General features: G+C 38.5%; 12 protein-coding genes. 10 read left to right on the forward strand and 2 right to left on the reverse strand.

Annotated elements, in window-relative coordinates; genetic code table 11:
- Positions 1 to 26: 26 nt before the first annotated feature.
- The 10 genes from ACFOSX_RS13355 to ACFOSX_RS13400 all read left to right on the forward strand — a co-directional run bounded on the left by ACFOSX_RS13355 (position 27) and on the right by ACFOSX_RS13400 (position 11,788).
- A complete protein-coding gene (locus tag ACFOSX_RS13355) occupies positions 27 to 479 on the forward strand; it encodes a Fur family transcriptional regulator (protein WP_386102173.1) in 453 nt (150 codons plus the stop codon).
- 13 nt (positions 480 to 492) lie between these two features.
- Positions 493 to 1,767 carry an adenylosuccinate synthase gene (locus tag ACFOSX_RS13360; protein WP_386102176.1) on the forward strand — a complete coding sequence of 425 codons (1,275 nt, stop codon included), beginning with the start codon at positions 493 to 495 and terminating at the stop codon, positions 1,765 to 1,767.
- Positions 1,768 to 1,799: 32 nt separating this feature from the next.
- A complete protein-coding gene (locus ACFOSX_RS13365; RefSeq protein ID WP_386102178.1) occupies positions 1,800 to 3,668 on the forward strand; it encodes an OstA-like protein in 1,869 nt (622 codons plus the stop codon).
- On the forward strand, positions 3,668 to 4,849 hold the full coding sequence (locus ACFOSX_RS13370) for an aspartate aminotransferase family protein (RefSeq protein ID WP_386102181.1): 1,182 nt from the start codon (positions 3,668 to 3,670) through the stop codon (positions 4,847 to 4,849). Before ACFOSX_RS13365 ends, ACFOSX_RS13370 begins: the two co-directional genes overlap by 1 nt.
- Positions 4,850 to 4,991: 142 nt before the next feature.
- Entirely contained in the window at positions 4,992 to 6,404 is a 1,413-nt protein-coding gene (locus tag ACFOSX_RS13375) for a tetratricopeptide repeat protein (RefSeq protein ID WP_386102184.1), read from the forward strand.
- Positions 6,405 to 6,439: 35 nt separating this feature from the next.
- Positions 6,440 to 7,408, forward strand: a complete 969-nt coding sequence (locus tag ACFOSX_RS13380) for a DUF368 domain-containing protein (RefSeq protein WP_386102187.1) — start codon at positions 6,440 to 6,442, stop codon at positions 7,406 to 7,408.
- The gene (locus tag ACFOSX_RS13385; protein ID WP_386102190.1) at positions 7,409 to 8,428 is read left to right on the forward strand and encodes a DUF368 domain-containing protein; all 1,020 of its coding nucleotides are present in this window, start codon (positions 7,409 to 7,411) and stop codon (positions 8,426 to 8,428) included. It abuts the gene before it with no gap.
- Positions 8,397 to 9,158, forward strand: a complete 762-nt coding sequence (locus ACFOSX_RS13390; protein WP_386102193.1) for a shikimate dehydrogenase family protein — start codon at positions 8,397 to 8,399, stop codon at positions 9,156 to 9,158. The genes ACFOSX_RS13385 and ACFOSX_RS13390 overlap by 32 nt, the downstream gene beginning before the upstream one ends.
- A 64-nt stretch (positions 9,159 to 9,222) precedes the next feature.
- Positions 9,223 to 11,307 carry a DUF349 domain-containing protein gene (locus ACFOSX_RS13395; RefSeq protein WP_386102196.1) on the forward strand — a complete coding sequence of 695 codons (2,085 nt, stop codon included), beginning with the start codon at positions 9,223 to 9,225 and terminating at the stop codon, positions 11,305 to 11,307.
- Between the two features lies 1 nt (position 11,308).
- Positions 11,309 to 11,788 (forward strand): hypothetical protein, encoded by a 480-nt coding sequence (locus ACFOSX_RS13400; protein WP_386102199.1) that lies wholly within the window; start codon positions 11,309 to 11,311, stop codon positions 11,786 to 11,788.
- A 350-nt stretch (positions 11,789 to 12,138) separates the two neighbouring features.
- Here ACFOSX_RS13400 and mazG read toward each other — a convergent pair whose 3' ends face one another.
- Together mazG and ACFOSX_RS13410 are read right to left on the reverse strand one after the other, a co-directional pair.
- Positions 12,139 to 12,912 carry a nucleoside triphosphate pyrophosphohydrolase gene (gene mazG / locus ACFOSX_RS13405; RefSeq protein ID WP_386102202.1) on the reverse strand — a complete coding sequence of 258 codons (774 nt, stop codon included), beginning with the start codon at positions 12,910 to 12,912 and terminating at the stop codon, positions 12,139 to 12,141.
- A 50-nt stretch (positions 12,913 to 12,962) separates the two neighbouring features.
- Positions 12,963 to 13,391 (reverse strand): DUF5606 family protein, encoded by a 429-nt coding sequence (locus ACFOSX_RS13410; RefSeq protein ID WP_386102205.1) that lies wholly within the window; start codon positions 13,389 to 13,391, stop codon positions 12,963 to 12,965.
- Positions 13,392 to 13,400: the final 9 nt, after the last annotated feature.

Genomic DNA, 13,400 nt, shown 5'->3' on the forward strand with positions numbered 1-13,400 from the left:
TTTGCTCCCGAACTTGCGGGATTGATATGAATGCAAAAACAGAAGAAAGCAACCAAGACATCGTAAAAAATGTATTTACGCAATTCTTGGAACAAAAGGGTCACCGAAAAACACCCGAACGTTACGCTATACTTCAAGAAATCTACGACAGTGAAGAACATTTTGATATAGAATCCCTCTACATTAAAATGAAAAACAAGAACTACCGCGTTAGTCGTGCTACACTTTACAACACTATTGAATTGCTTTTAGAATGTGCATTGGTGCGTAAACACCAATTTGGGCAAAGTCAGGCACATTACGAAAAAAGCTATTTTGATAAACAGCACGACCATGTCATCTTAACCGATACGGGCGAGGTTATTGAATTTTGCGACCCACGCATTCAATCCATCAAAAAAACTATTGAGGAGGTTTTTGATATAGAAATCACCAACCACTCCCTCTACTTTTACGGCAACCGAAAACAAACCGATTAATTAAGATTATATAATGGCAGTAGATTTACTACTAGGATTACAATGGGGAGATGAAGGCAAGGGAAAAATTGTCGACGTACTTACCTCCAAATACGATATTATTGCACGTTTTCAAGGCGGTCCAAATGCGGGTCACACCTTGGTGTTTAACGGTAAAAAACATGTATTGCATACCATTCCTTCAGGTATTTTTCATGACGACACCATCAATCTTGTAGGTAATGGTGTAGTGATTGACCCCGTTATTTTCAAGAAGGAATTAGATAAACTTGAAGAGCAAGATGTTGACTACAGAAAGTCACTTTACATCTCTCGAAAAGCCCATATAATTTTACCCACCCATCGTTTATTAGATGCAGCAAGTGAAGCCTCCAAAGGAAAAGCTAAAATTGGTTCAACCTTAAAAGGAATCGGACCAACATACATGGATAAAACTGGAAGAAACGGTATCCGCGTCGGTGATATTGAACTGGCCGATTGGAAAGATAAATATCGTGCCTTAGCCAATAAGCACGAAGCCATGATTGCCTTTTACAATGTAGATATTCAATATGATTTAAAAGAATTGGAAACAGAATTTTTCAAAGCGATTGATACTTTAAAATCTTTAAAATTCATTGATTCTGAAGAATTTGTTCATCAAGCTCAAAAAAGCGGAAAGAAAATATTAGCAGAGGGTGCACAAGGGTCTTTATTGGATATCGATTTCGGAACTTATCCTTTCGTTACATCGTCCAATACGACGGCTGCGGGAGCCTGCACAGGCCTAGGTGTAGCGCCTAACCAAATTGGTGAGGTCTTTGGTATTTTTAAGGCGTATACAACCCGTGTTGGCTCAGGCCCTTTTCCAACAGAATTGTTTGATGAAGACGGCGAAACCATGGGACGTGTTGGGCACGAATTTGGCGCAACCACAGGTCGACCAAGACGCTGTGGCTGGTTAGATTTAGTAGCTTTGCGTTATGCTTGTCAAGTGAATGGTGTAACACAATTGATTATGATGAAAGGTGATGTGCTTTCAGGTTTTGAAACCTTAAAGGTTTGTACGGCTTACAAGTACAAAGGAGAAACCATCACACATCTGCCGTACAACATCGAAGAAGACAACGTCACACCGATTTACACGGAAATTAAAGGATGGTCGGCGGACTTAACAGGGATGACAGAAGCCTCACAGTTACCAGAAGAACTCAATAACTATGTCAGTTTTCTAGAAAAAGAATTAGATTTACCGATTACTGTAGTTTCTGTTGGGCCAGACCGAAAACAGACCATTCACAGAAACTAATTGACGCTAATTATCTGTTAAAAAACCAGATAGTGCATACTAAAGCGGTTTCGCTTCGGTTATTTGCAAAACACTTTATGGGTTTAAACCGATTTACATATTGCTTACTCGCCGTATTTATGCTCTTGAGCGCAAGTCTCTCAGCACAGCAATCCGAGCGTATCTTAATTAAATATGCGGGAAAAGGATTCACCGATGAAAATGCAGAGCCTGGCGCCATTACCTTTTTACGCGATAATACCCAACAAGTACACTTTGTCCACAATGGCGTTGACATGTGGTGCGACAAAGCTATTTATTACGAAAATCAGAACTTTATAGAAGCCTTTAGCAACGTGAGAGTAAAGCAAGGCGACACCATTACCATGACCTCCAAATATGTTGAATATAGCGGTCAGACAGAATTGGCTTTTGCACGTGGTGATGTAGTTTTAAAAGAACCTAAATCCACATTAACGACAGAAAAATTGTATTTCAATAGGGTCAATCAGCAAGCCTATTATGATACTTCGGGGAAAGTGGTGAGAGACTCTTCAGGAACCGTAACTAGCCAAATTGGGCGTTATTACCTTCAGACTAAAAAATACCAATTTGTACAAGATGTTGTTTTAGTAAATCCTGAATACACCTTAGAAACTGAACGCTTGGATTTCTTTACAGAGAACGGTCATGCTTATATTTTTGGACCATCTACAATAACTGGAGAAACCAACAAAATCTATTGTGAGCGCGGGTTTTACGATACCAATGAAGACTTCGGTTATTTTGAACGTAATGCGAAAATTGACTATGACAACCGACGGATTGAAGGCGACAGTATGTACTTTGACCGAAACCGAAGTTTTGCCTCCGCTACAAACAATATCACGGTAACAGATACTATAAACAACAGTATTGTTAAAGGGCATTATGCTGAAGTATTCCGTGAAAAAGATTCCGTTTTTATTACCAAGCGAGCATTGGCAATTACGGTTCAAGATAATGATTCCATATACATGAAGAGTGATACATTGATGCTCACGGGACCTGAGGATGCACGGATTACGAGAGCGTTTCATAATGTAAAATTGTATAAGAGTGACTTGGCCGGAAAAGCCGACTCCATACATGTGAATCATAAAACGGGACTAACGCAACTCATCAATTTATCACGTTTTGATTCGGGCGACGCCTTTGCCATAAAAAGACGCCCCATTCTTTGGAATATGGGCAACCAGATGACGGGTGACACCATTCATCTCATATCCAACGTGAAGACGGAAAAGTTAGATTCTCTTAAAGTATTTTTCAACGCATTTTTGATCAGTAAGGATACCTTATCGGACGACGGCTATAATCAGATTAAAGGAAAGGAATTAATTGGTTTATTCAGGGATAATGAACTCTATAATGTATATATAATTAAAAATGCTGAGGTCATTTATTACAATTATAATAACGAAAATGAATTATTCGGGATAAACAAGAGCACCTCAGGAAGCATCAATATTCAGATTGAAGATAACGATATTGAGGAAATACGACTCATACAAAGCGTCGATGGGGAGATTCTACCTGAAGCCGACTTTCCCAAAAACGCACGAAAACTTAGAGGTTTTGATTGGCGCGAAGACGAACAACCAACGTCTGTGGAAGATTTATTTAAAGATGACCCGCCGTTGATTTTACCTATTATTAAAGGTTTGGAAGATTACGTGCCGCAAGAAGATTTCTTTGATGACGATTTAAATGAGCGCATTGAAGACGCCGGCAAAACGGCAGTTAACACACCGAATAAAGCGGCATGGCAATTACCAAAAAATGCGTCGGACTCCACCAAGACAAAGGTAAAGCCCGTTCCCAAGCAAAAGCCAAAACTTATAAAACCCGTGTCTAGCGAGGATAAGAAATCAGGGAATTAATGTTAGATGATTTTTTAAAATATCAAGCACAAACGACACCACATCCTTTGGCTATGGAAGTGTCGCATGCAGAAGGGTCATACATCTATGACACCACTGGTAAAGCATATCTTGATTTTGTAGCTGGTATCTCAGCATGTAGTCTCGGACATCGCTATCCCAAAGTGGTTAGCGCCATTAAAGACCAATTAGACAAATACATGCACGTCATGGTTTATGGTGAATATGCTCAGCAACCTGCTGTAGAATTATCAAAACTATTGGCAAGTCAGTTGCCAGAACAATTACAAACCACTTACTTAACTAACTCTGGTACCGAAGCCATAGACGGTGCCATTAAATTGGCCAAGCGCGCAACAGGCCGTAGTGAAATCATTGCCGCCAATCATGCGTATCATGGTAATACCATTGGCGCATTAAGTATAATGGGCTTTGAAGAACGAAAAAAATCATTTAGACCTTTAATGCCAGATGTTCGGTTTATTGATTTTAATTCTGAAGCGCAACTTTCTCAAATTACTGAGAAAACCGCTGGTGTCGTTTTAGAAACCATACAAGGTGGTGCTGGTTTTATTGAACCTATAAATAATTACCTTGAAAAAGTCAGAGCTCGATGTACCGAAATTGGTGCGCTGCTAATTTTAGATGAAATACAACCTGGTATCGGGAGAACCGGAAAGCTCTTCGGGTTTGAACATTATAGTTGCGTGCCAGATATTTTAGTTATCGGGAAAGGCCTCGGTGGCGGTATGCCTATTGGTGCTTTTACAGCGTCGGAAGAGTTAATGAGCCAATTGAGCGACAATCCTAAATTGGGCCACATCACTACCTTTGGTGGCCACCCAGTTATTGCGGCGGCCGCATTGGCAACGCTTCAAGAGATTATATCATCAGACCTCATGTCTCAAACATTAGAAAAAGAACAATTAATCCGAAAACACCTGCAACATAAACATATTAAAGAAATTCGCGGGCGTGGTTTAATGCTGGCTGCGATGACGGAATCTTCAGAAATTACCAATCAAGTCGTCCTTCAAGCTAAGGAAAAAGGATTGATTCTATTTTGGCTCCTTTTTGAACCAAAAGCTATAAGAATCACGCCACCCTTGACCATTTCAAACGAAGAAATTATCGAAGGTTGTTCAATAATGTATTCCATCTTGGATAGTATTTCTCAGTAATTCCGACGAATAAAACTTAAGCCACAATAAGGCTGAACGGCATTTCATAATGAAATGTTAACTACTTTGTTGAAAACAATGGCACTATAATTGACAATCTTCTATCTATAACTGTAAATTTATTTCAACCTAACAGACGCTTATGCAATACGACCCAAATAATGAACCTAACGATGTTTCGATTTCACGATTCGAATCTATGTTAAAAACAAATGATGTTTTATTTTTTGACTCTGGTGAATTTGAGTCCATCATTCATCATTATTTGGAAAATGGAAAAGTCGCTTTAGCTAAGAAAGCGATTAAAATGGGCTTGCAACAGCATCCAACTTCTATTAATCTTCAACTTTTTAAAATTGAAATCTTTGTTCTGGAAAATAAGTTCGATGAAGCCAATGCGCTTTTAGATGAACTTTATAATTTGGAACCTGGAAACGAAGAAATCTTTATTCAGAAAGCCAATGTACTGTCTAAGCAAGACTTGCATGAGGAGGCCATTCGCATACTTTTAATGGCTTTGGATTTATCGGAAAATCCTGATGAAGACAGCGATATTTTTGCATTGATTGGTATGGAATATCTCTTCCTCGACCAATTTGAAAATGCCCTACTCTACTTCAGAAAATGTATAGATGCCGACCCAACAGACTATGCTGCCTTACATAATGTCATCTATTGCTACGATTTCTTGGATAATAATGAAGAAGCAATTGATTTTTTAAATAATTACCTTGATGGCAACCCTTATTGCGAAGTGGCGTGGCACCAATTGGGGCGTCAATATTTTGCGACCAAGGACTATAAACGTGCAAGTGCAGCTTTTGACTTTGCCATCATTTCCGATGATACCTTTATCGGAGCCTATTTAGAAAAAGGCAAAGTGCTGGAAAAGCAAAACGAATATGCTGAGGCCATTGAAAATTACAAAATAACACTGGCTCTAGATGATCCAACATCTTTTGCACTATTACGCATTGGGCACTGTTATGAAAAATTGGGAAATGATGATTTGGCCGTGCAGTTTTTTGACCGCTGTGTAGAGGAAGACCCATTATTAGACAAAGGATGGATTGCCATCACTAAGTTTTATCTTAAAAAACAAGATTACCAAAAGGCTTTGTACTTCATAAATAAAGCAGTGAATATTGATGCCGATAATGTCTTGTACTGGAAATTATACGCCAAAATCAACCAACGCCTCAACTTTTTAGAAGAAGCTGAACGTGGCTACAAACGCACGTTAGAACTAGGTAATTACGAATTGGATACGTGGTTGAACAGAGCTGATATCCTAATCAGCCTTGGCGAATATGATGCATCTATATATAATCTGCTACAAGCTGTTGAATTCTACCCTGAATCTGCCGAAATTGAATATAGATTGGGAGGCCTTTATTTTAAAACGCTTCAAAGTGATAAAGGACGTTATCATCTTAAAAATGCCTTACGCCTCAATGACGAATATGACTTTATTCTATCGGAATTATTTCCGCACGTCATTAAAAAACCAATGGTTAAGGCAATAATTTCAAGTTCTAAAAAAAGAGCCGAGTAAAATCCATACCTTAGCAATCCTGTTTAAAACAAGATATGCAAAGAAACTTTTTGAATTATCTAGTCATTACGCTTAAAGGACTAGCCATGGGCGCTGCGGATGTTGTTCCTGGTGTTTCTGGTGGTACAATTGCCTTTATTTCTGGGATTTACGAAGAACTTATTGAAAGTATTGATAATCTCAATTTTGGGTTTTTCAAAGTTTGGAAAACTAAAGGCTTTAAAACTGCATGGACAAGTATCAATGGCAACTTTTTATTGGCCTTATTTACAGGAATTGCCATTAGCATTCTCTCATTGGCCAAACTGATAAAATGGTTGTTGCTGAATGAACCTGTTTTGCTATGGTCTTTTTTCTTCGGATTGGTTTTAGCTAGTATTTTGTACATCGGGAAGCAAATAAAAGGCTGGTCTCCAAAAATCGTTTTTGCCGTCATCTTTTTTGCCATCATCTCTTATTATATAACCTTAGCTGAACCCTTTGCTTCCCCTGAAAGTCCATTTTATTTACTGTTTTGTGGATTCATTGCCATTATCGCCATGATACTTCCTGGTGTTTCAGGCTCTTTTATTTTATTGATTCTCGGTGCTTATGAAACGGCTATCAATACTGTCAATAATTTGGTGGAAGGCGTCACCACTGGCAATATGGATTTATTAAAAGATGCGTTACTCAAATTTACCATGTTAGGTATTGGTGCTATTATTGGTATAAAGGTTTTTAGTCGTGCCTTGACGTGGATGTTCAAACATCATAAAAACTTAACCTTGGCGATTCTCACTGGTTTTATGATTGGTTCTTTAAACAAAATATGGCCATGGAAAGAAGTGCTTACAACCCGCATGAATTCCGAAGGCATTGAAGTTGCCTTGTTAGAAAATAGCGTATTACCCTCCAACTTTCCTGGAGAACCTAAATTGATGATGGCCCTTGTATTCATGCTCATTGGCTTCGTTCTTATTTTAGTATTGGAGCGTTTGGGCAGTAAAAAATCAGAAGTGTAAATGGAAAGCACCAGAAGTCTCAAAGACAAGATTTTTTTGGTGGTTAAAGGTTTGGCCATGGGTGCGGCCAACAAAGTTCCTGGTGTCTCTGGTGGCGTTGTCGCATTTGTAGCAGGATTTTACGAAGAGTTTATTTATAGCTTGCAACGCGTCAACAAAACAGCATTTAAACTTCTTTTGGGTGGTCGTTTCAGAAGCTTTTACCACTATGTCAACGGACGCTTTCTCGGATTACTCTTTCTTGGCATGGTCATTAGCTATTTCAGCGTTTCCAAAATACTGGATTACCTCATCGTTCACTATCAGCTCTATGTTTGGAGTTTATTTTTCGGAATGATTTTAGGCTCAATTTATTATATCAATAAGGATTTTAAAACGTGGAATCGGGCTACGGTTATTGCTTTAATTTCGGGAATTGTAGTCGGAATAGCCATTAGTTTGCTAGACCCCGCTAAAGAAAATGACAATCTTATTTTTGTATTTATCTGTGGCATTATAAGTGTTTCTGGGATGACTTTACCAGGGTTTTCTGGGTCATTTATATTGATTCTCTTAGGAAATTATGTATTACTCCTCGTCGATTCCGTAAATGCACTATTCGACACGATTTATGATATCTTTAAATGGGACTTCAGCTTTTTTAACGACCCCAAGCGAACACGACTCTTACAAGTCTTAGGCGTTTTTACCTTAGGTTCGGTAACTGGTTTGGTTACTTTTTCGCATGTATTGAACTACATTTTAAAGCATTACAAAGCTATCACCATGGCGACTATCATTGGATTTATCATTGGTTCTTTGGGCGTAGTTTGGCCGTGGAAAGAAACCGTATACAAAACAGATAATGAAGGCACATTGGTTTTGGATAGTGTTGGCAATCAGATTGTTGAGAATTACCATCGGTACATTCCAGAGTTAACAAATCAAACATTTATCGCCATCGCATTTATAATCCTCGGTATTTTCGTAGTATTGGCACTAGACTGGTATGGACAACGCACACAACGCATTACGATATAAATTTGGTTTGGTCGGGAAGAATATCGATTATTCGTTTTCCCGTGGCTATTTCGCACAGAAGTTCAAGACAGAAGCTTTACCGCATTCTTATGTCAATTTTGATTTAAACCATATCGAAGACATTATAACCGTTTTTGAATCCACCGAAAACCTGAAAGGTCTTAACGTTACCATTCCGTACAAAGAAACCATCATCCCATATCTAGACAGACTAAGCAAAAAAGCAAAGGCCATTGGCGCGGTAAACACGATTAGATTTACCAAAACCGGAAAGCGCATCGGTTACAATACCGATTGTTATGGGTTTAAAAAAGCCTTAAAACCACACTTAAAGAGTCATCATAAAAAAGCATTGATTCTCGGTACTGGCGGTGCTTCAAAAGCTGTGGCGTACACGCTGGGAAATCTTGGTATTGCTTTCAAGTATGTCTCCAGAACTTCAAAAGGGTCAAACACATTATCCTACGATTCGCTTTCAAACTCAATTGTAAAAGACCATCGAATTATTATTAATTGTACGCCTTTGGGGACATTTCCGAATGTGGAGGACTGTCCAAATATTCCGTATGAAGGCATTTCAGAACATCATATTCTTTTCGATTTAATCTACAATCCAGAAGTAACGTCGTTTATGCAAAAAGGCCTTCAGAATTATGCCACCGTCCTCAACGGTTTAGAGATGCTAAAAGGCCAAGCTGAAAAATCTTGGGCTATCTGGAACAGACCTTAGTCCTCGCCCACTTTGTAAGTCCTAGGCATTTGTTATCTTTAAGGCTCATTAAAATTTACGACGTATGTCAGAGCACGATAACCTGCAGGATGCAGATGGAAAAAACAAAGCGGATTTAGAAAAAAATGACGCTGTTGAAACACATGATATTCAATCAGATACCGCTGATGCAATACAAGCCGAATCGGAAAAAAAGACCGAGAAACTTGATTCAGATGCGATTGAATTGAAACATAAGGTGGAAGCGTCTATTGAAGATGATGCTGAAGACGACCTTGAAGTTGAAACCGAGGCTGAAGTTGAGGACAAAATTGAAAGTGAAGACGAAGCTGAAAGCGAATCGAAAACTGGTGAAGACCATGTTGATGAAATCGAAGCTTCAAACGCCGAAGACGCTGAGGATGAGTCTAATGCTGAGCGCCACACCATAGAAGACAAGGACTATTCTACCCTTTCTATGGAAAAGTTGGTTCAGGAGATGGAAGGTCTTTTGAAGCATCATAAGGTTCAAAATATTTCCAAAAAAATCAATGAGATTAAGTCGGAATTCAATTCAAAATTCTCTGCCCTTCTCGAAGAAAAGAAAGAAGAATTTATTGAAGCCGGTGGCAACATCATCGACTTTTACTATACCAGCGATGCCAAGAAGAATTTTGGGGCGGTTTATAAGAAGTACAAGCATGATATTAATGCGTACTACAACGACCGTGAAAAACAGCTAAAGGAAAACCTTAAAAATCGATTGGAGATTATCGAGAATATCAAAGGCCTTCTTAATGTTGAAGAACACATCAACACCACTTACAAAACCTTTAAGGATTTACAGGAACAATGGCGAAATGCCGGACCCATTCCGCGCGATAAGTATAATAATGCTTGGAATACATACCACCATCATGTAGAGCGATTCTACGATTTCTTACATCTCAACAGGGATTTAAGGGATATGGATTTTAAGCATAACTACGAGCAAAAACTGAAAATAATTGAGCAGGCCGAAGCTTTGGCGCAGGACAATAATATCAATCGTGCGTTCAGGGAATTACAAGTGCTTCATAAATTATGGAAAGAGGAGTTAGGACCGGTAGCCCAGGAATTCAGGGAAACCATTTGGGAGCGTTTTAGCGAAGCTACCAAAGCGATTCACGATAAACGCCAAGAGTACTATGCCGATTTAGACAAGGCTCATGAAAAGAACTTAGAGAAGAAAGAGGCGATTATTGAGCAGATACACGCGGTCAATAAAGATGAAAGCAATTCTCACGGCGCTTGGCAGAAGAAAATAAAGCAGATTGAAGCCCTGCGGGAAGAATTTTTCAACGCAGGTAAAGTTCCTCTAAAGAAAAACGAAGCGACATGGACCAAGTTTAAATCTGCGGTCAGAGATTTCAATAGGAATAAGAACAAATTCTATAAGAATCTGAAAAAAGACCAGTACGACAACCTTCAGAAAAAGTTAGACTTAATTAAAGTCGCCGAAGACAATAAAGATTCGGACGATTTTGAAACGGTAACGCCACTGATGAAGCGTATTCAAAACGAATGGAAAAAGATTGGCCATGTGCCAAGAAAAGACTCTGATAAAATCTGGAAGCAATTCAAAAATGCATGTAATGCGTATTTTGATAAACTTCATGCGGAGAAGAAGGCTGAAAATCAGGAATTGTATGACAATTTTGATAAGAAGTCAGCTTTATTGGACGAAATTAAAGCCTTTGAAACCACAGATGATGCTAAAGCAGATATTGAAACCTTAAAGGCTAAAGTCAACGCTTACCGAAGTATAGGTTACGTGCCACAAAACAAGCGTTTTATTGATGGAAAGTTCAATAAAGCCATAGATGGTGCTTTTGCCAAGTTAGATGTGGACAAATCGAAATTGGAGATGATTCGTTTTGACAATAAACTAAAAAACTTGTCGCAAGGCGAAGACACCAGATTGTTGGATAACGAGCAAAATTTTATCCGTAAGCGTATAGATGAAATCAAAGGGGAAATCACACAGTTGGAAAACAATCTTCAGTTTTTCTCTAATGTTGATGACGATAATCCTTTGGTTAAAGACGTCCATAAAAATATTGCCAACCACAAAAAAGACTTGGAGACATGGAAGTCTAAGCTAAAGAAGGTTAGGGATATGTATGCTTAATATGAATACCGAAACCTTATTACCAATTCTTACAATAACATTAACCCTGTTAGGTGGTGGTGTTGGGTATCTACTAAAAAGCTATTTTGAAAAAAAGAAATCTCTTACTAATGAAGTTACCAAAGAACGTCGCGAAATATACCAGCAGTACGTCAATCTTATAATTAGTCTTTTTGAAAATTCAAAATTAAAGAAGAGCGACTCATCAAACACAATGATGACAGAGCTTTATGAATTTTATAAAAAATATGTACTATATGCTTCTCCAAAGGTGATAAAAGCTTTTTCGGACTACTTCCAACTTATGTACCGCAGAATTGATGGAGAAGATATTAATACCAAATTACACCTTCAAGCAATGACAAAAATCATGCTTGAAATGAGAAATGATTTAGGCTTAAAAAATGATGGCCTAGGGTCAAATGGCGAGATGCTAATGAGAGCCCTGATTAAAGATTATGATTCAATTTGGAATCAATAATTCTAGATAAAAATATCAAAACCCACTTGCTTTAACAAGTGGGTTTTGCCCTAACTAAACTAAATTAACCTTTATTACAACCGCTTAATTCATAATAAAGATTCCTACTAAGATTATGAAACTTTGAAAGCTTCATACTCTATAAATACGTTGGGATTTAATTCTTGGATGTTTTGGATTGAAAAAAGTTTATTTTTTTCGATTTGGCGTTTGTATTTACTTTGGACTTCGACTGTTCTTACGCTAAAGCTTCAGCGACACGCGTGCGCTCTCCCGAAGTTTCGGGACTGACATCTAAACTATATTTGAAATTTAGTCTATTTCGAAAACAAACAAGTTTGAAATAAATCCTAAAGCTTTTTCGCTTCGTTCCAATACACATCCATTTCAGACAGGGTCATGTCCTTTAATGGCTTGTTGATTTCCTTGGATTTCGCCTCGAGGTATTGAAAACGCTTTATGAATTTTTTATTGGTTCGCTCTAGAGCATTTTCTGGATTCACATTTAAGAATCTCGCGTAGTTTATCATGGAAAATAGCACGTCGCCAAATTCGCTTTCAATTTTGTCTTGGTTGGCTGAAGCGACTTCGTCTTTCAATTCCTGCAGTTCCTCCTCCACTTTTTCAAAAACTTGATGCGACTCTTCCCAATCAAACCCAACACCAGCAACTTTATCTTGAATCCGGTTTGCTTTGACCATGGCAGGTAAACTTTTCGGAACGCCTTCTAAAACGCTCTTTTTGCCTTCCTTTAATTTTAATTCTTCCCAATTCCGCTTTACGTCTTCCTCGTCGTTTACTTTAACGTCGCCGTAGATGTGCGGATGGCGGTCGACTAATTTGTCGCAGATGGAATGGCAGACATCGGCAATATCAAAATCTTTGGTTTCGCTACCAATTTTAGCGTAGAACACAATGTGTAGCAAAACATCACCCAACTCTTTTTTAACCTCGTCTAAATCCTTTTCTAGGATAGCATCGCCAAGTTCATATACCTCCTCAATGGTAAGATGACGAAGTGATTCCATGGTTTGCTTTTTATCCCATGGGCACTGCTCACGCAACTCATCCATTATGGTGAGTAGACGGTCGAAAGCTTGTAACTGAGTAGTTCTATCGGCCATAGATTCAGGTTGAAAGTCCCCGACGACTCGTAAACTCGTGTCGGGGTTATTTATTCCTCTTCAGACGTATCAGCATCTTCGTCGTCAGCGTTTAAAGCGTCCAACAAATTGTTTTTCTGAAGAATATTGTACCACTGAATGATTTTTTTGATATCCGAAGCGTAAACGCGGTCTTCATCATAATCCGGAAGGACTTCAAAGAGATACTCCTCTAGCTTAATCTTACTGTCCTTGTGAGAAATCGACGTTAGTTCGCCGTTTTCCTTATCCATCACTTTTTTAAGAACGTCTTTTAATGGCACTTCCTCTGTTAAGGTATAGATAGCAATTTCACTTAAAATACTGATGTTGCTATGCGCTCCAACAGTAATTCGCTTACCATCTAAAAGTGATGCAACCACAGCACCGGTTCTGGTCTGGGTCACTATTTTATAAAGTCCTGGTTTTCCTGAAATGGAAAGTATCTTGTCTAATGTCATAATCTATGC

It is taken from the genome of Winogradskyella maritima, from assembly GCF_042650215.1.
GTDB classification, from domain to species: domain Bacteria; phylum Bacteroidota; class Bacteroidia; order Flavobacteriales; family Flavobacteriaceae; genus Winogradskyella; species Winogradskyella maritima.

Excerpts from the sequence above, each read along its gene's own strand:
- ACFOSX_RS13395 (WP_386102196.1), top strand. The coding sequence starts at position 9,223 with ATGTCAGAGCACGATAACCTGCAGGATGCAGATGGAAAAAACAAAGCG.
- ACFOSX_RS13370 (WP_386102181.1), top strand. The coding sequence starts at position 3,668 with ATGTTAGATGATTTTTTAAAATATCAAGCACAAACGACACCACATCCT.
- ACFOSX_RS13360 (WP_386102176.1), top strand. The coding sequence starts at position 493 with ATGGCAGTAGATTTACTACTAGGATTACAATGGGGAGATGAAGGCAAG.
- ACFOSX_RS13380 (WP_386102187.1), top strand. The coding sequence starts at position 6,440 with ATGCAAAGAAACTTTTTGAATTATCTAGTCATTACGCTTAAAGGACTA.
- ACFOSX_RS13375 (WP_386102184.1), top strand. The coding sequence starts at position 4,992 with ATGCAATACGACCCAAATAATGAACCTAACGATGTTTCGATTTCACGA.
- ACFOSX_RS13390 (WP_386102193.1), top strand. The coding sequence starts at position 8,397 with ATGGACAACGCACACAACGCATTACGATATAAATTTGGTTTGGTCGGG.
- ACFOSX_RS13400 (WP_386102199.1), top strand. The coding sequence starts at position 11,309 with ATGAATACCGAAACCTTATTACCAATTCTTACAATAACATTAACCCTG.
- ACFOSX_RS13355 (WP_386102173.1), top strand. The coding sequence starts at position 27 with ATGAATGCAAAAACAGAAGAAAGCAACCAAGACATCGTAAAAAATGTA.
- ACFOSX_RS13410 (WP_386102205.1), bottom strand. The coding sequence starts at position 13,391 with ATGACATTAGACAAGATACTTTCCATTTCAGGAAAACCAGGACTTTAT.
- ACFOSX_RS13385 (WP_386102190.1), top strand. The coding sequence starts at position 7,409 with ATGGAAAGCACCAGAAGTCTCAAAGACAAGATTTTTTTGGTGGTTAAA.
- mazG (WP_386102202.1), bottom strand. The coding sequence starts at position 12,912 with ATGGCCGATAGAACTACTCAGTTACAAGCTTTCGACCGTCTACTCACC.